Genomic DNA, 16,661 nt, shown 5'->3' with positions numbered 1-16,661 from the left:
CGTCGTCCGCTGCCGCAGCGCGGCCGCGACGATCGGGTCGACGCGGGCACCGTTCCCCGCCGAGTGCCTACCCACGGTGAACTCGACCGCGCTCAGTCATGCGGTCAGGATGACACGGTGCGCGCCCTGGGGCGCACCTTCCCGGGAGTCGCGCGATCCTGTTCCACCCGATCGTGACGGTGGGTGACCGGCCTGAGAACCCGGAGGCCTCAGACGCCGCCGTAGCTGTGCAGGCCGGTCGACACCAGGTTGACGAACAGCAGGTTGAAGATCATCACCACGAGGCCGACGATGTTGATCCACGCCGAGGGGCGCCCCCGCCAACCGGCCGTGGTGCGGGCGTGCAGGTAGGCCGCGTAGACGATCCAGGCGATGAACGCCCAGGTCTCCTTCGGGTCCCAGCCCCAGAACCGGCCCCAGGCGCTCTCCGCCCAGATCGCCCCGGCGATGACCGCGAAGGTCCAGATGGGGAAGCCGAAGACGGCGGTGCGGTGGGCCGTGCGGTCCAGCGCGGCGGCCGTGGGCAGCCGGTCCAGCAGCGACGGGGCAGCGGGTGCACCCGTGGCGGCACCGGCGGCCACCGTCGCGTCCCGCCGGCTGCGCACCAGGTAGAGCGCGCTGGCGATGCCGCTGACGAAGAAGATGCCGAACCCGATGGTGGCGGTGCTCACGTGGATCGCCAGCCAGCTGGACCGCAGGGCGGCCACCAGCGGGCCGGCCTCGGCGTACAGGAACAGCCCGATCAGCACCATCGACAGCACCACGGGCGCCAGCAGGAAGACGCCGATGTGCCGCAGCGACGGCGCCCGCACGGCGAGCACCAGGTAGGCCACGACCGCGACCAGGACCACCGCGGTGGCGAACTCGTACATGTTGCCCCAGGGCAACCGGTCGGTGGCCATGCCCCGCGCCACCAGCACCCCGGTGTGGGCGACCGCGCCGAGGCCGGTCAGCACCATCGCGACCAGGCCCAGCCGGCGGGCCCGCGCCGGCTCGACCGGCTCGCCGGCGGCCCGGACGTCGACCGGCGGCTGGGCGGGGACGCCCCCGGCGGCGACCAGGTGCTCGCTGCGCCCGCGGACGGACCGGCCGAAGGCCAGCTCGGCGCAGAAGGCGACCACGGCCAGGGAGTACAGGCCGACGCTGATCGAGAACAGGGTGTCGGACAGTGCGGCCAACGACTCGTCGATCACGACGGCGGTGCCTCCTCATCGGGTGCCGGCCCGTGTCCACGGGCCGCTGGGGTGCTCACCGGGGCGTCGGCGCGGGCGGCCAGGGCTGCCTGCACGTCCTCGGTGAGCGAGGTGAAGCGGGGACCGGTGTCAGCGCTGCCGCGGGTCAGCGAGCCGATCGACAGCACGGTACCCCCGCCGTCCGGGGCGGGGTCGGAGCGGGCGAACACCCGCTCCCGGCGCACCAGCAGCATGCCCAGCAGGCCCACCAGGACGGCGATCGACGCCCCGAGCACCCACACCTGGCCGGGGTCGTGCGACACCTGCAGCGCCGCGAACTCCTTCAGGCCGCTGAAGGTGACGACGGTGCCGTCGGGCAGGGTGGTCGACTCCCCCACGGCGAGGTTCGTCCGGGCCACCCGGTTCAGCAGTCCCCGGTCGATCTGGTCCCGGTCCAGCGCGTAGACCGACTGCGGCAGGCCGGAGTCCAGCCCCAGGTAGCCGGTGTAGACGTCGATGCCGACCTTCGGGTCCAGCGGCCGCGGGCTGATCGAGGTCAGGAAGCCTGCCTCCAGCACACCGGTCGGGGCGAGGAAGCCCTCGATCGCCAGCTGCTCGGTCGAGCCGGCACCCAGGTCGGGCACCTTCAGCACGCCCTGGCTGAGCATCGTCCCCAGGTCGGCGGGGAGGAACGGCGCGGAGAGGTCGGTGAACGTCTGGCCGTCCGGCCGGGTGATGCTGAAGACGGGGCTGAAGCCGTGCCCGGTGACGTAGACCCGGTCGCCGCCCACCCGCAGCGGGTCGTTGACCCCGATGGTGGTGCCCACCGGGTCGGCGCCGTCCAGCTCCCAGCTGATGTCCGCGGTGTACGAGGCGGCGGTGAGGTTCTCCTCGTACTCCGCCTCGAAGTCCTCGAGGTCCACGCACAGCCGCGAGAGGTCCTCACCGTCGACCAGCGGCCCGGACCGGTGGGTGTCGTACTGCTGGAACGCGTTGCAGAAGCCCTGGCCCTCGGTCACCAGGATGCTGCCCTCGTAGCCCCAGAGCTTCCCGCCGGCCAGGCCGAGCAGCAGCGCCAGCAGCGAGAGGTGGAACAGCACGTTGCCGGTCTCCCGGAGGTAGCCCTTCTCCGCGGAGACCTCCGGACCGGACCGGCCCTCCCGGCGGACGACGCGGAACCGGCGGACCCGCAGCTCCTCCTCCACCACGTCCAGCGCGGCCGGGCCGGCCAGTGAGGTGGTCAGTGCCGCCGACTCCGGCAGCCGCTGCAGGTGCCGGGGTGCCGTCGGCGGCGGGGTGAAGAGCGCCCGGCCGTGCTCGATCGCCCGGGGCACGACGCAGCCGATCAGCGAGATGAACAGCAGCAGGTAGATCGCCGCGAACCAGGGCGAGCTGAAGACGTCGAACAGGTACAGCCGGTCCAGCCAGGGTCCGAGCGTGGGGTACTCGGCCAGGTAGCCGGCCACGTCGCTCTGCGACAGCGACCGCTGCGGCAGCAGCGACCCCGGGATCGCCGCGACGGCCAGCAGGAACAGCAGGATCAGCGCCGTGCGCATCGCGGTGAGCTGCCGCCACCAGCGCAGCAGCCGGCCCGCCACCCGGCGGCCGGGCGAGGGCGGGGACGGCGGGCTGGCCGGTGCGGCCGGGCGCGGCGGGGCGGTGGCGGTCACCGGGCCTCCTCGCTGGCGCTCGTCGCCCCGGCGACAGGGCGTGCTGTGCTCATCGGTGATCTCGCGAGCTCGGTCACAGCGGCGCCGACTCGGCCAGACCGGTGGCGGCCAGCCAGCCGCGCAGCCAGATCATCAGCTCGGTCCACGCCCCGGTGACCAGCATCAGCCCGACGCCGATCAGCACGACCCCACCGATCCGGGTGACCGTGCGGGCGTTGCGGCGCAGGAACGACATGGCGCCCACGGCCCAGCGGGCGCCCAGCGCCACGAGCACGAACGGCACGCCGAGCCCCAGGCAGTAGGCAAGCCCCAGGAACGCGCCCCGCCCGACGGTCGCCTCGCTGAAGGCCAGGCTCTGCACGGCCTGCAGGGTCGGGCCCAGGCACGGGGTCCAGCCCAGGCCGAAGACCACGCCCAGCAGCGGGGCGCCGGCCAGGCCGACGGCGGGGCGGGCGGAGATCCGGGCGGTGCGCTGCAGGAACGGCAGCCAGCCGAGGAAGCCGAGCCCCACCACGATGGTGACCAGGCCCATCACCCGGGTGATCACGTCGTTGTACTCGAGCAGCAGCCGGCCCAGCCCGCCCACGGCGCTGCTGATCGCCACGAAGACCACCGTGAAGCCGAGCACGAACAACACCGAGCCCAGCACCATCCGGCCGCGTGAGGCCCGCTCGTCGACCGGTCCGACGGCGGTGGCCACCGAGGCGCCGCCGGTGAGGGGCTGGGTCCCCGACACGGCACCGGCCGACGTCGGGACCGGAGCCGGGACCGGAGCCGCCGTCCGCGGGGCGCTGCCCACCAGACCGGTGACGTAGGAGAGGTAGCCGGGGACCAGCGGCAGCACGCAGGGCGAGGCGAAGCTGATCAGCCCGGCCAGCGCGGCCACCGCGGCGGCGACCAGCAGCGGCCCGTCGCCGATCAGCTCCCTGATGGCCTCCACCACGGCTCAGGCCTCCCCGGTCAGCTGCGCGATCACCGTGCGCAGGTCGTCCTGGCGCACAGCACCGGTGTACACCGCTGCGACGCGACCTTCACGGTCCAGCACGATCGTCGAGGGGATCGCGGCGGCCGGGTAGTCGCGGAAGGCCAGCGCCACCTCACCGCGGGGGTCGAACAGCGAGGGGAAGGTGATCCCCTTGCTCTCCAGGAAGGCGTTGGCCAGCTGTTCGGTGTCCTTGACGTTCAGGCCGAGGAACTGGACGCCGTCGTCCCGGACCTCGGTGTAGACCTCCTGGAACTCGGGGCTCTCCACCCGGCAGGGCGCGCACCACGAGCCCCAGAAGTTGAGCACCGCGACGTCCCCGGCCAGCTGGCCGGAGTCGAACTCCCCGCCGTCGAGCAGCGTGCCGGAGAAGTCCGGGGCGGTGGCCCGCTCCCCCTCGGGGATGACCTCGCCGTACGGCGTGGCCGCCTCGAAGCGGAACTCACCGCCGTTGGTCACGTCCACTGGTTCGTCGCCGGTGCTGCAGCCCGCGGTGAGCACCGCGGCCACCGCCAGCGCCGCCGCCAGTCGGCTATGCACCGGGCACCGCATCGGGGTCGGTGGCCCCGGCCGGCTCGGCGTAATCCAGCCGCACCAGCCGGTCGCCGTCGTAGGTGAGCGAGGTGACGCTGGCCAGCCCGCACTCCCGGCGCCGCGGGTCGTGCAGGTAACGACGGCCCTCCAGGTGCAGCCGCACCGTCCAGACCGGCAGCTGGTGGCTCACGCAGACGGCGGCGTGCCCGCGGGCGGCGTCCCGGGCCGTGTCGATCGCACCGAGCATCCGCGCGGCGATCTCCCGGTACGGCTCGCCCCACGACGGCGTCCACGGGTTGCGCAGCCGCCACCAGTTGCCCGGGTGCCGCATCGCCCCGTCACCGACGCCGAAGGTCTTGCCCTCGAAGGAGTTGCCGGCCTCGATCAGCCGCTCGTCCGTGGCGATCTCCAGCCCCAGCGTGTCGGCGATCGGGCGCGCGGTCTGCTGCGCACGCTCCAGCGGGCTGGCCACCAGGTGGGTGACGTCGCGGTCGGCGAACCAGGCGGCCGCGGTGCGGGCCATGCCCTCGCCGGCCTCGCTCAGCCGGTAGCCGGGGAGTCGCCCGTAGAGCACGCCGGCCGGGTTGTGCACCTCGCCGTGCCGCATCAGGTGGACGACGGTCGTCTCGCTCACGGCTGCAGCTCCAGGGTGTCCTTCGCCTCGGGCGAGGCGGGGCCGCCGGCAGCGGCCGCGGCGGCCGACGCAGCGGCGGGCAACGCGGCCAGCACGTGGTCGAGCGCCTCGTCGTCCAGGGCGGCGCTGACGAACCACGCCTCGAACGCGGAGGGCGGCAGGTAGACGCCGCGGGCGAGCATGGCGTGGAAGAAGGCGGTGTGCGCGGCGACGTCCTGGCTGCGGGCGTCGTCGTAGTCGCGCACCTGGCGCTCGTCCGGGACGAAGAACACCGAGAACATCGAGCCGGCCTGCTGCACCCGGTGCGGCACCCCGGCGGCGAAGAGCGCCGCGCTGGCGGCACCCCGCAGCAGGGCGGCGACGGAGTCACACCGCTCGTAGACCTCGTCGGTGCACAGCCGCAGCGTGGTCAGCCCGGCCGCCACCGCCACCGGGTTCCCGGCCAGCGTGCCCGCCTGGTAGACCGGCCCGGACGGGGCGAGCTGGTCCATCACGTCGGCGCGGCCACCGAACGCCGCGGCCGGCATGCCCCCGCCCATGACCTTGCCGAAGGTGAACAGGTCGGCGTCCACCGGGTCCAGGCCGTACCAGCCGGCGCCAGAGACCCGGAACCCGGTCATCACCTCGTCGACCAGCAGCAGCGCCCCGGAGGCCGCGGTGATCCGGCGCAGGTGGCCGTTGAACCCGTCCAGCGGCGGGACGACGCCCATGTTCCCGGCGGCCGCCTCGGTGACGACACAGGCGATCTGGTCGCCGCGCTCGGCGAAGACCGCCTCGACCGCGGCGACGTCGTTGTAGGGCAGCACGATCGTGTCGGCCGCCGCGCCCGTGGTCACGCCTGGGGTGTCGGGGAGGCCGAGGGTGGCGACGCCGGACCCGGCCGAGGCCAGCAGCGCGTCGACGTGGCCGTGGTAGCAGCCGGCGAACTTCACGATCAGCGGCCGGCCGGTGTACCCGCGGGCCAGTCGCACCGCGGAGAGGACCGCCTCCGTGCCGGAGTTGACCAGCCGCACCCGCTCGACCGGGGCGACCCGGGAGACGATCTCCTCGGCCAGTTCTGCCTCACCGGCCGTGGGGGTGCCGAAGGTGAAGCCGCGGCGGGCCGCCTCGGTGACGGCGGCGACGACCTCCGGGTGGGCGTGCCCCAGGATCATCGGGCCCCAGGAGGCCACCAGGTCCACGTAGCGGCGGCCGTCGACGTCGGTCAGCCAGGGGCCCGAGCCCGAGGCCATGAACCGCGGGGTGCCCCCGACGGCCCGGAAGGCGCGCACCGGGGAGTTCACCCCGCCGGGCGTCACCCGACCCGCCCGCTCGAACAGCTCTGCCGACACCGGGGCCTCGTACGGGTAGGGCTCAGTCACGGTCCCACTCTCCCAGGTTCGTCTGTGTGCACGGATCCGGTGATGGAACGGCCGCCTTCGAGCGGCCCACGCGAAGCCCTGAGGCCCCCTTGCAGGGTCCCGCCGCGAGCTTGCGAGTGGCGGGGGGCAAGGGGGTCCTTCTGCTTCCTCAGCGCAGCCAGCGGGCGGCCTCGACCGCCCAGTAGGTCAGCACCGAGCCCGCACCGGCCCGCCGGATCGAGGTCAGCGTCTCCAGGACAGCCCGCTCGCGGTCGACCCAGCCGTTGGCGGCGGCCGCTTCGACCATCGCGTACTCGCCGCTGACCTGGTAGGCGGCCACCGGGACGTCGACGGCGTCGGCCACCCGGGCGATGATGTCCAGGTAGGGCCCGGCCGGCTTGACCATCACCGCGTCCGCGCCCTCGGCGAGGTCCTGCGCCACCTCGCGCAGCGCCTCGTCGGTGTTCGGCGGGTCCATCTGGTAGGTCGAGCGGTCACCGAACTGCGGCGCTCCCTCGGCCGCCTCGCGGAAGGGCCCGTAGAACCCGGAGGCGTACTTGGCGGCGTAGGCCAGGATCGGCGTCTCGGTGTACGCGGCGCTGTCCAGCCCGGCGCGGATCGCCGCGACCTGGCCGTCCATCATCCCGCTCGGGGCGATCACGTGCGCCCCGGCCTGGGCCTGGGCGATCGCGACGGCGGCGTACCGGTCGAGCGTCGGGTCGTTGTCGACCACGCCCGCCGGGGTGACCACGCCGCAGTGCCCGTGGTCGGTGTACTCGCACAGGCACAGGTCGGCCATCAGCACGAGCTCGTCGCCGAGGTCGGCGCGCAGCTGCTGCAGCGCCGCGTTGACCACGCCGTCGGCGGCGTCGGCCTGCGAGCCGACGGCGTCCTTGTCCGCCGGGATGCCGAACAGCATCAGCCCGCTGATCCCGGCCTCGGCCGCCTCGGCGGCGGCCTTCCGCAGCGACTCGGGGGTGTGCTGGACGACGCCGGGCATGGAGCTGATCGGCACCGGCTCGGCGATGCCCTCCTTGACGAAGACGGGCAGCACCAGGTCGGCCGGGGACAGCCGGGTCTGCGCCGTCCACCGGCGCATGGCCGGGGTCGAGCGCAGCCGACGACCCCGGGCGAACCCGGGGTTCGCGCCGCCCTGGCGGGAGGTCACTTGGACTCCCCGGCCTCCGCCTCGGCCCGGCGGGCCTGGGCGAACTCGGCGAGCGCGTCGACCAGCGGGCCGACGGCCGCGGTCTCCGGCTGCACGTCCACCCGCAGGCCGAACTCGGTGGCACTGGCCGCGGTGGCCGGGCCGATCACCGAGACGACGGTGCGGGCGTGCGGCTTGCCCGCGATGCCGACCAGGTTCCGCACGGTCGAGGACGAGGTGAAGCAGACGGCGTCGAAGCCGCCGCCCTTGATCGCCTCGCGCACCGCGGCCGGCGGCGGCGCCGCCCGCACGGTGCGGTAGGCGGTGACGTCGTCGATCTCCCAGCCGCGCTCCTTGAGCCCGGCCGCGAGGGTCTCGGTGGCGATGTCGGCCCGGGGCAGCAGCACCCGGTCGATCGGGTCGAAGACGTCGTCGTACGGCGGGAAGTCGGCCAGCAGGCCCTCGCTGGACTGGTCGCCGCTGGGCACCAGCTCGGGCACGATGCCGAACTCGCGCACCGCGTCGGCGGTCTGCTGCCCGACGCAGGCGACCTTGACCCCGGCGAAGGCGCGGGCGTCCAGGCCGAGCTCGGTGAACTTCTCGCGGACGGCGCGCACCGCGTTGGTCGAGGTGAACACGATCCAGCCGTAGCGGCCGGTGACCAGGCCCTTGACCGCGCGGTCCATCTGCGCGGGGCTGCGGGGCGGCTCGACGGCGATCGTCGGCACCTCCACCGGGACGGCCCCGTAGGCGCGCAGCCGCTCGCTCATGTCGCCGGCCTGCTCCTTGGTGCGCGGCACCAGCACCCGCCAGCCGAACAGCGGGCGGCTCTCCCACCAGGAGAGCTTGGCGCGCTTGTCGACCACGGCACCGACGGTGACCACGACCGGCCCGGCCAGGCTGTCCAGCCCGGCGGACTTCTCGGCGACGGCGGTGAGCTTGGCGGCGATGCTCTTCTGCGCCGTCCCGGTGGAGGTGCCGACGATCGCCGTCGAGCCGCCCCGCAGCCCCGCGCAGATGGACCGCGCGGTCAAGGGCCTGGTCACCGGCCGCTACGGCTGGATCGTGTTCACCTCGACCAACGCGGTGCGCGCCGTCCGCGAGAAGTTCACCGAGCTCGGCCTGGACGCCCGCGCCTTCGCCGGGGTCAAGGTCGCCTGCGTCGGGCAGCAGACCGCCGACGCGGTGCGCGAGTTCGGCATCGTGCCCGAGCTGGTGCCCAGCGGCGACCAGTCCAGCGAGGGCCTGCTGGCCGACTTCCCGCCGTACGACGACGTCTTCGACCCGATCGACCGGGTGCTGCTGCCCCGGGCCGACATCGCCACCGAGACCCTCGCGGCCGGGCTCAAGGAGCGCGGCTGGGAGATCGACGACGTCACCGCCTACCGCACCGTGCGGGCGGCGCCGCCGCCGGCCGCGGTGCGCGAGGCGATCAAGGGCGGCGGCTTCGACGCCGTCTGCTTCACCTCGTCCTCGACCGTGCGGAACCTGGTCGGCATCGCGGGCAAGCCGCACGCCCGCACCGTCGTCTCGGTGATCGGCCCGGCCACCGCGGCCAGTGCCACCGAGTTCGGCCTGCGGGTGGACGTGCAGCCGGAGACCGCGGCCGTCGGCCCGCTGGTCGACGCGCTCGCCGAGTTCGCCCAGGCCCGCCGGGCCGAGGCGGAGGCCGGGGAGTCCAAGTGACCTCCCGCCAGGGCGGCGCGAACCCCGGGTTCGCCCGGGGTCGTCGGCTGCGCTCGACCCCGGCCATGCGCCGGTGGACGGCGCAGACCCGGCTGTCCCCGGCCGACCTGGTGCTGCCCGTCTTCGTCAAGGAGGGCATCGCCGAGCCGGTGCCGATCAGCTCCATGCCCGGCGTCGTCCAGCACACCCCCGAGTCGCTGCGGAAGGCCGCCGCCGAGGCGGCCGAGGCCGGGATCAGCGGGCTGATGCTGTTCGGCATCCCGGCGGACAAGGACGCCGTCGGCTCGCAGGCCGACGCCGCCGACGGCGTGGTCAACGCGGCGCTGCAGCAGCTGCGCGCCGACCTCGGCGACGAGCTCGTGCTGATGGCCGACCTGTGCCTGTGCGAGTACACCGACCACGGGCACTGCGGCGTGGTCACCCCGGCGGGCGTGGTCGACAACGACCCGACGCTCGACCGGTACGCCGCCGTCGCGATCGCCCAGGCCCAGGCCGGGGCGCACGTGATCGCCCCGAGCGGGATGATGGACGGCCAGGTCGCGGCGATCCGCGCCGGGCTGGACAGCGCCGCGTACACCGAGACGCCGATCCTGGCCTACGCCGCCAAGTACGCCTCCGGGTTCTACGGGCCCTTCCGCGAGGCGGCCGAGGGAGCGCCGCAGTTCGGTGACCGCTCGACCTACCAGATGGACCCGCCGAACACCGACGAGGCGCTGCGCGAGGTGGCGCAGGACCTCGCCGAGGGCGCGGACGCGGTGATGGTCAAGCCGGCCGGGCCCTACCTGGACATCATCGCCCGGGTGGCCGACGCCGTCGACGTCCCGGTGGCCGCCTACCAGGTCAGCGGCGAGTACGCGATGGTCGAAGCGGCCGCCGCCAACGGCTGGGTCGACCGCGAGCGGGCTGTCCTGGAGACGCTGACCTCGATCCGGCGGGCCGGTGCGGGCTCGGTGCTGACCTACTGGGCGGTCGAGGCCGCCCGCTGGCTGCGCTGAGGAAGCAGAAGGACCCCCTTGCCCCCCGCCACTCGCAAGCTCGCGGCGGGACCCTGCAAGGGGGCCTCAGGGCTTCGCGTGGGCCGCTCGAAGGCGGCCGTTCCATCACCGGATCCGTGCACACAGACGAACCTGGGAGAGTGGGACCGTGACTGAGCCCTACCCGTACGAGGCCCCGGTGTCGGCAGAGCTGTTCGAGCGGGCGGGTCGGGTGACGCCCGGCGGGGTGAACTCCCCGGTGCGCGCCTTCCGGGCCGTCGGGGGCACCCCGCGGTTCATGGCCTCGGGCTCGGGCCCCTGGCTGACCGACGTCGACGGCCGCCGCTACGTGGACCTGGTGGCCTCCTGGGGCCCGATGATCCTGGGGCACGCCCACCCGGAGGTCGTCGCCGCCGTCACCGAGGCGGCCCGCCGCGGCTTCACCTTCGGCACCCCCACGGCCGGTGAGGCAGAACTGGCCGAGGAGATCGTCTCCCGGGTCGCCCCGGTCGAGCGGGTGCGGCTGGTCAACTCCGGCACGGAGGCGGTCCTCTCCGCGGTGCGACTGGCCCGCGGGTACACCGGCCGGCCGCTGATCGTGAAGTTCGCCGGCTGCTACCACGGCCACGTCGACGCGCTGCTGGCCTCGGCCGGGTCCGGCGTCGCCACCCTCGGCCTCCCCGACACCCCAGGCGTGACCACGGGCGCGGCGGCCGACACGATCGTGCTGCCCTACAACGACGTCGCCGCGGTCGAGGCGGTCTTCGCCGAGCGCGGCGACCAGATCGCCTGTGTCGTCACCGAGGCGGCCGCCGGGAACATGGGCGTCGTCCCGCCGCTGGACGGGTTCAACGGCCACCTGCGCCGGATCACCGCGGCCTCCGGGGCGCTGCTGCTGGTCGACGAGGTGATGACCGGGTTCCGGGTCTCTGGCGCCGGCTGGTACGGCCTGGACCCGGTGGACGCCGACCTGTTCACCTTCGGCAAGGTCATGGGCGGGGGCATGCCGGCCGCGGCGTTCGGTGGCCGCGCCGACGTGATGGACCAGCTCGCCCCGTCCGGGCCGGTCTACCAGGCGGGCACGCTGGCCGGGAACCCGGTGGCGGTGGCGGCCGGGCTGACCACGCTGCGGCTGTGCACCGACGAGGTCTACGAGCGGTGTGACTCCGTCGCCGCCCTGCTGCGGGGTGCCGCCAGCGCGGCGCTCTTCGCCGCCGGGGTGCCGCACCGGGTGCAGCAGGCCGGCTCGATGTTCTCGGTGTTCTTCGTCCCGGACGAGCGCCAGGTGCGCGACTACGACGACGCCCGCAGCCAGGACGTCGCCGCGCACACCGCCTTCTTCCACGCCATGCTCGCCCGCGGCGTCTACCTGCCGCCCTCCGCGTTCGAGGCGTGGTTCGTCAGCGCCGCCCTGGACGACGAGGCGCTCGACCACGTGCTGGCCGCGTTGCCCGCCGCTGCGTCGGCCGCCGCGGCCGCTGCCGGCGGCCCCGCCTCGCCCGAGGCGAAGGACACCCTGGAGCTGCAGCCGTGAGCGAGACGACCGTCGTCCACCTGATGCGGCACGGCGAGGTGCACAACCCGGCCGGCGTGCTCTACGGGCGACTCCCCGGCTACCGGCTGAGCGAGGCCGGCGAGGGCATGGCCCGCACCGCGGCCGCCTGGTTCGCCGACCGCGACGTCACCCACCTGGTGGCCAGCCCGCTGGAGCGTGCGCAGCAGACCGCGCGCCCGATCGCCGACACGCTGGGGCTGGAGATCGCCACGGACGAGCGGCTGATCGAGGCCGGCAACTCCTTCGAGGGCAAGACCTTCGGCGTCGGTGACGGGGCGATGCGGCACCCGGGCAACTGGTGGCGGCTGCGCAACCCGTGGACGCCGTCGTGGGGCGAGCCGTACCGGGAGATCGCCGCGCGGATGCTCGGTGCGATCGACACGGCCCGGGACGCCGCCCGCGGGCACGCCGCCGTCTGCGTGAGCCACCAGCTGCCGGTCTGGACGGTGCGGCTGCACCTGGAGGGCCGTCGTTACCTGCACGACCCGCGGCGCCGGGAGTGCGGGCTGGCCAGCGTCACCTCGCTCACCTACGACGGCGACCGGCTGGTGCGGCTGGATTACGCCGAGCCGGCCGGGGCCACCGACCCCGATGCGGTGCCCGGTGCATAGCCGACTGGCGGCGGCGCTGGCGGTGGCCGCGGTGCTCACCGCGGGCTGCAGCACCGGCGACGAACCAGTGGACGTGACCAACGGCGGTGAGTTCCGCTTCGAGGCGGCCACGCCGTACGGCGAGGTCATCCCCGAGGGGGAGCGGGCCACCGCCCCGGACTTCTCCGGCACGCTGCTCGACGGCGGGGAGTTCGACTCCGGCCAGCTGGCCGGGGACGTCGCGGTGCTCAACTTCTGGGGCTCGTGGTGCGCGCCCTGCCGGGTGGAGAGCCCCGAGTTCCAGGAGGTCTACACCGAGGTCCGGGACGACGGCGTCCAGTTCCTCGGCCTGAACGTCAAGGACACCGAACAGCTGGCCAACGCCTTCCTGGAGAGCAAGGGGATCACCTTCCCCTCGCTGTTCGACCCCCGCGGTGAGGTGGCGCTGGCCTTCCGCGACTACCCGGCCGCCGCGATCCCCTCGACGATCGTGCTGGACCGTGAAGGTCGCGTCGCAGCGGTGTACACCGGTGCTGTGCGCCAGGACGACCTGCGCACGGTGATCGCGCAGCTGACCGGGGAGGCCTGAGCCGTGGTGGAGGCCATCAGGGAGCTGATCGGCGACGGGCCGCTGCTGGTCGCCGCCGCGGTGGCCGCGCTGGCCGGGCTGATCAGCTTCGCCTCGCCCTGCGTGCTGCCGCTGGTCCCCGGCTACCTCTCCTACGTCACCGGTCTGGTGGGCAGCGCCCCGCGGACGGCGGCTCCGGTCCCGGCTCCGGTCCCGACGTCGGCCGGTGCCGTGTCGGGGACCCAGCCCCTCACCGGCGGCGCCTCGGTGGCCACCGCCGTCGGACCGGTCGACGAGCGGGCCTCACGCGGCCGGATGGTGCTGGGCTCGGTGTTGTTCGTGCTCGGCTTCACGGTGGTCTTCGTGGCGATCAGCAGCGCCGTGGGCGGGCTGGGCCGGCTGCTGCTCGAGTACAACGACGTGATCACCCGGGTGATGGGCCTGGTCACCATCGTGGTGGGGCTCGGCTTCCTCGGCTGGCTGCCGTTCCTGCAGCGCACCGCCCGGATCTCCGCCCGCCCCGCCGTCGGCCTGGCCGGCGCCCCGCTGCTGGGCGTGGTCTTCGGCCTGGGCTGGACCCCGTGCCTGGGCCCGACCCTGCAGGCCGTGCAGAGCCTGGCCTTCAGCGAGGCGACCGTCGGGCGGGGCGCGTTCCTGGGGCTTGCCTACTGCCTGGGGCTCGGCGTGCCGTTCGTGCTCGTGGCGCTGGGCGCCCGCTGGGCCGTGGGCGCCATGTCGTTCCTGCGCCGCAACGCCCGCACGGTCACCCGGATCGGTGGGGTCGTGCTGATCGGCGTCGGGCTGATGCTGGTCACCGGGGCGTGGACCGAGCTGATGATCTGGCTGCGCGGCTGGCTGGCCGCCACCGGTCTGGCCGAGTCGGCGCCGCTGTGACCGAGCTCGCGAGATCACCGATGAGCACAGCACGCCCTGTCGCCGGGGCGACGAGCGCCAGCGAGGAGGCCCGGTGACCGCCACCGCCCCGCCGCGCCCGGCCGCACCGGCCAGCCCGCCGTCCCCGCCCTCGCCCGGCCGCCGGGTGGCGGGCCGGCTGCTGCGCTGGTGGCGGCAGCTCACCGCGATGCGCACGGCGCTGATCCTGCTGTTCCTGCTGGCCGTCGCGGCGATCCCGGGGTCGCTGCTGCCGCAGCGGTCGCTGTCGCAGAGCGACGTGGCCGGCTACCTGGCCGAGTACCCCACGCTCGGACCCTGGCTGGACCGGCTGTACCTGTTCGACGTCTTCAGCTCGCCCTGGTTCGCGGCGATCTACCTGCTGCTGTTCATCTCGCTGATCGGCTGCGTCGTGCCCCGGGCGATCGAGCACGGCCGGGCGCTCTTCACCCCGCCGCCGACGGCACCCCGGCACCTGCAGCGGCTGCCGGAGTCGGCGGCACTGACCACCTCACTGGCCGGCCCGGCCGCGCTGGACGTGGTGGAGGAGGAGCTGCGGGTCCGCCGGTTCCGCGTCGTCCGCCGGGAGGGCCGGTCCGGTCCGGAGGTCTCCGCGGAGAAGGGCTACCTCCGGGAGACCGGCAACGTGCTGTTCCACCTCTCGCTGCTGGCGCTGCTGCTCGGCCTGGCCGGCGGGAAGCTCTGGGGCTACGAGGGCAGCATCCTGGTGACCGAGGGCCAGGGCTTCTGCAACGCGTTCCAGCAGTACGACACCCACCGGTCCGGGCCGCTGGTCGACGGTGAGGACCTCTCGCGGCTGTGCGTGGACCTCGAGGACTTCGAGGCGGAGTACGAGGAGAACCTCACCGCCGCCTCGTACACCGCGGACATCAGCTGGGAGCTGGACGGCGCCGACCCGGTGGGCACCACCATCGGGGTCAACGACCCGCTGCGGGTGGGCGGCGACCGGGTCTACGTCACCGGGCACGGCTTCAGCCCCGTCTTCAGCATCACCCGGCCGGACGGCCAGACGTTCACCGACCTCTCCGCGCCGTTCCTCCCCGCCGACCTGGGGACGATGCTCAGCCAGGGCGTGCTGAAGGTGCCCGACCTGGGTGCCGGCTCGACCGAGCAGCTGGCGATCGAGGGCTTCCTCGCCCCGACCGGTGTGCTGGAGGCAGGCTTCCTGACCTCGATCAGCCCGCGGCCGCTGGACCCGAAGGTCGGCATCGACGTCTACACCGGCTACCTGGGGCTGGACTCCGGCCTGCCGCAGTCGGTCTACGCGCTGGACCGGGACCAGATCGACCGGGGACTGCTGAACCGGGTGGCCCGGACGAACCTCGCCGTGGGGGAGTCGACCACCCTGCCCGACGGCACCGTCGTCACCTTCAGCGGCCTGAAGGAGTTCGCGGCGCTGCAGGTGTCGCACGACCCCGGCCAGGTGTGGGTGCTCGGGGCGTCGATCGCCGTCCTGGTGGGCCTGCTGGGCATGCTGCTGGTGCGCCGGGAGCGGGTGTTCGCCCGCTCCGACCCCGCCCCGGACGGCGGGGGTACCGTGCTGTCGATCGGCTCGCTGACCCGCGGCAGCGCTGACACCGGTCCCCGCTTCACCTCGCTCACCGAGGACGTGCAGGCAGCCCTGGCCGCCCGCGCCGACGCCCCGGTGAGCACCCCAGCGGCCCGTGGACACGGGCCGGCACCCGATGAGGAGGCACCGCCGTCGTGATCGACGAGTCGTTGGCCGCACTGTCCGACACCCTGTTCTCGATCAGCGTCGGCCTGTACTCCCTGGCCGTGGTCGCCTTCTGCGCCGAGCTGGCCTTCGGCCGGTCCGTCCGCGGGCGCAGCGAGCACCTGGTCGCCGCCGGGGGCGTCCCCGCCCAGCCGCCGGTCGACGTCCGGGCCGCCGGCGAGCCGGTCGAGCCGGCGCGGGCCCGCCGGCTGGGCCTGGTCGCGATGGTGCTGACCGGCCTCGGCGCGGTCGCCCACACCGGGGTGCTGGTGGCGCGGGGCATGGCCACCGACCGGTTGCCCTGGGGCAACATGTACGAGTTCGCCACCGCGGTGGTCCTGGTCGCGGTCGTGGCCTACCTGGTGCTCGCCGTGCGGGCGCCGTCGCTGCGGCACATCGGCGTCTTCCTGCTGGCGCCCGTGGTGCTGTCGATGGTGCTGATCGGGCTGTTCCTGTACGCCGAGGCCGGCCCGCTGGTGGCCGCCCTGCGGTCCAGCTGGCTGGCGATCCACGTGAGCACCGCCACCATCGGGTTCGGCATCTTCTTCGTCAGCGGCATCGCCAGCGCGCTCTACCTGGTGCGCAGCCGGCGGGACGCGACGGTGGCCGCCGGTGCCGCCACGGGTGCACCCGCTGCCCCGTCGCTGCTGGACCGGCTGCCCACGGCCGCCGCGCTGGACCGCACGGCCCACCGCACCGCCGTCTTCGGCTTCCCCATCTGGACCTTCGCGGTCATCGCCGGGGCGATCTGGGCGGAGAGCGCCTGGGGCCGGTTCTGGGGCTGGGACCCGAAGGAGACCTGGGCGTTCATCGCCTGGATCGTCTACGCGGCCTACCTGCACGCCCGCACCACGGCCGGTTGGCGGGGGCGCCCCTCGGCGTGGATCAACATCGTCGGCCTCGTGGTGATGATCTTCAACCTGCTGTTCGTCAACCTGGTGTCGACCGGCCTGCACAGCTACGGCGGCGTCTGAGGCCTCCGGGTTCTCAGGCCGGTCACCCACCGTCACGATCGGGTGGAACAGGATCGCGCGACTCCCGGGAAGGTGCGCCCCAGGGCGCGCACCGTGTCATCCTGACCGCATGACTGAGCGCGGTCGAGTTCACCGTGGGTAGGCACTCGGCGGGGAACGGTGCCCGCGTCGACCCGATCGTCGCGGCCGCGCTGCGGCAGCGGACGACG

General features: G+C 74.1%; 16 protein-coding genes. 8 read left to right on the top strand and 8 right to left on the bottom strand.

Features of this window, described 5'->3' with window-relative positions:
- Nucleotides 1-209: 209 nt before the first annotated feature.
- The 8 genes from ccsB (G5C62_RS18830) to G5C62_RS18795 form a co-directional block, all read right to left on the bottom strand.
- Entirely contained in the window at nt 210-1,193 is a 984-nt protein-coding gene (gene ccsB, locus G5C62_RS18830) for a c-type cytochrome biogenesis protein CcsB (RefSeq protein ID WP_164702226.1), read from the bottom strand.
- Entirely contained in the window at nt 1,190-2,842 is a 1,653-nt protein-coding gene (locus tag G5C62_RS18825; RefSeq protein ID WP_164702227.1) for a cytochrome c biogenesis protein ResB, read from the bottom strand. Before G5C62_RS18825 ends, ccsB (G5C62_RS18830) begins: the two co-directional genes overlap by 4 nt.
- Nucleotides 2,843-2,915: 73 nt before the next feature.
- Nucleotides 2,916-3,785, bottom strand: a complete 870-nt coding sequence (locus G5C62_RS18820) for a cytochrome c biogenesis CcdA family protein (RefSeq protein ID WP_164702228.1) — start codon at nt 3,783-3,785, stop codon at nt 2,916-2,918.
- Between the two features lie 3 nt (nt 3,786-3,788).
- Entirely contained in the window at nt 3,789-4,364 is a 576-nt protein-coding gene (locus G5C62_RS18815) for a TlpA disulfide reductase family protein (protein WP_241175990.1), read from the bottom strand.
- The gene (locus G5C62_RS18810; RefSeq protein WP_164702231.1) at nt 4,357-4,965 is read right to left on the bottom strand and encodes a histidine phosphatase family protein; all 609 of its coding nucleotides are present in this window, start codon (nt 4,963-4,965) and stop codon (nt 4,357-4,359) included. Before G5C62_RS18810 ends, G5C62_RS18815 begins: the two co-directional genes overlap by 8 nt.
- A gap of 23 nt (nt 4,966-4,988) precedes the next feature.
- Complete coding sequence (gene hemL, locus G5C62_RS18805) at nt 4,989-6,353, bottom strand: glutamate-1-semialdehyde 2,1-aminomutase (RefSeq protein ID WP_036333146.1); 1,365 nt, start codon at nt 6,351-6,353, stop codon at nt 4,989-4,991.
- A 148-nt stretch (nt 6,354-6,501) separates the two neighbouring features.
- Nucleotides 6,502-7,500 carry a porphobilinogen synthase gene (gene hemB / locus G5C62_RS18800; protein ID WP_164702230.1) on the bottom strand — a complete coding sequence of 333 codons (999 nt, stop codon included), beginning with the start codon at nt 7,498-7,500 and terminating at the stop codon, nt 6,502-6,504.
- A complete protein-coding gene (locus G5C62_RS18795) occupies nt 7,497-8,513 on the bottom strand; it encodes a uroporphyrinogen-III synthase (protein ID WP_241175993.1) in 1,017 nt (338 codons plus the stop codon). Before G5C62_RS18795 ends, hemB (G5C62_RS18800) begins: the two co-directional genes overlap by 4 nt.
- Here G5C62_RS18795 and G5C62_RS18790 point away from each other — a divergent pair.
- The 8 genes from G5C62_RS18790 (at nt 8,497) to ccsB (G5C62_RS18755) (ending at nt 16,452) form a co-directional block, all read left to right on the top strand.
- Nucleotides 8,497-9,165 carry a uroporphyrinogen-III synthase gene (locus G5C62_RS18790; RefSeq protein WP_241175992.1) on the top strand — a complete coding sequence of 223 codons (669 nt, stop codon included), beginning with the start codon at nt 8,497-8,499 and terminating at the stop codon, nt 9,163-9,165. The two genes, G5C62_RS18795 and G5C62_RS18790, sit on opposite strands and share 17 nt — an antisense overlap.
- Nucleotides 9,162-10,160, top strand: a complete 999-nt coding sequence (gene hemB, locus G5C62_RS18785) for a porphobilinogen synthase (RefSeq protein ID WP_164702230.1) — start codon at nt 9,162-9,164, stop codon at nt 10,158-10,160. The genes G5C62_RS18790 and hemB (G5C62_RS18785) overlap by 4 nt, the downstream gene beginning before the upstream one ends.
- A 148-nt stretch (nt 10,161-10,308) precedes the next feature.
- Nucleotides 10,309-11,673 carry a glutamate-1-semialdehyde 2,1-aminomutase gene (gene hemL, locus G5C62_RS18780; protein ID WP_036333146.1) on the top strand — a complete coding sequence of 455 codons (1,365 nt, stop codon included), beginning with the start codon at nt 10,309-10,311 and terminating at the stop codon, nt 11,671-11,673.
- Between the two features lie 23 nt (nt 11,674-11,696).
- Nucleotides 11,697-12,305 carry a histidine phosphatase family protein gene (locus tag G5C62_RS18775; protein ID WP_164702231.1) on the top strand — a complete coding sequence of 203 codons (609 nt, stop codon included), beginning with the start codon at nt 11,697-11,699 and terminating at the stop codon, nt 12,303-12,305.
- Entirely contained in the window at nt 12,298-12,873 is a 576-nt protein-coding gene (locus G5C62_RS18770; protein WP_241175990.1) for a TlpA disulfide reductase family protein, read from the top strand. Before G5C62_RS18775 ends, G5C62_RS18770 begins: the two co-directional genes overlap by 8 nt.
- A gap of 3 nt (nt 12,874-12,876) precedes the next feature.
- Nucleotides 12,877-13,746: a cytochrome c biogenesis CcdA family protein gene (locus G5C62_RS18765; protein WP_164702228.1), complete on the top strand. Its 870-nt coding sequence runs from the start codon at nt 12,877-12,879 to the stop codon at nt 13,744-13,746.
- A gap of 73 nt (nt 13,747-13,819) precedes the next feature.
- Entirely contained in the window at nt 13,820-15,472 is a 1,653-nt protein-coding gene (locus G5C62_RS18760) for a cytochrome c biogenesis protein ResB (RefSeq protein ID WP_164702227.1), read from the top strand.
- Complete coding sequence (gene ccsB, locus G5C62_RS18755; RefSeq protein WP_164702226.1) at nt 15,469-16,452, top strand: c-type cytochrome biogenesis protein CcsB; 984 nt, start codon at nt 15,469-15,471, stop codon at nt 16,450-16,452. Before G5C62_RS18760 ends, ccsB (G5C62_RS18755) begins: the two co-directional genes overlap by 4 nt.
- Nucleotides 16,453-16,661 lie beyond the last annotated feature (209 nt).

The sequence above is a fragment of the Modestobacter sp. KNN46-3 genome (assembly GCF_011039295.1).
Note: the sequence above shows the minus strand (reverse complement) of the source record. Positions and strands in the feature narration are given on the sequence as shown.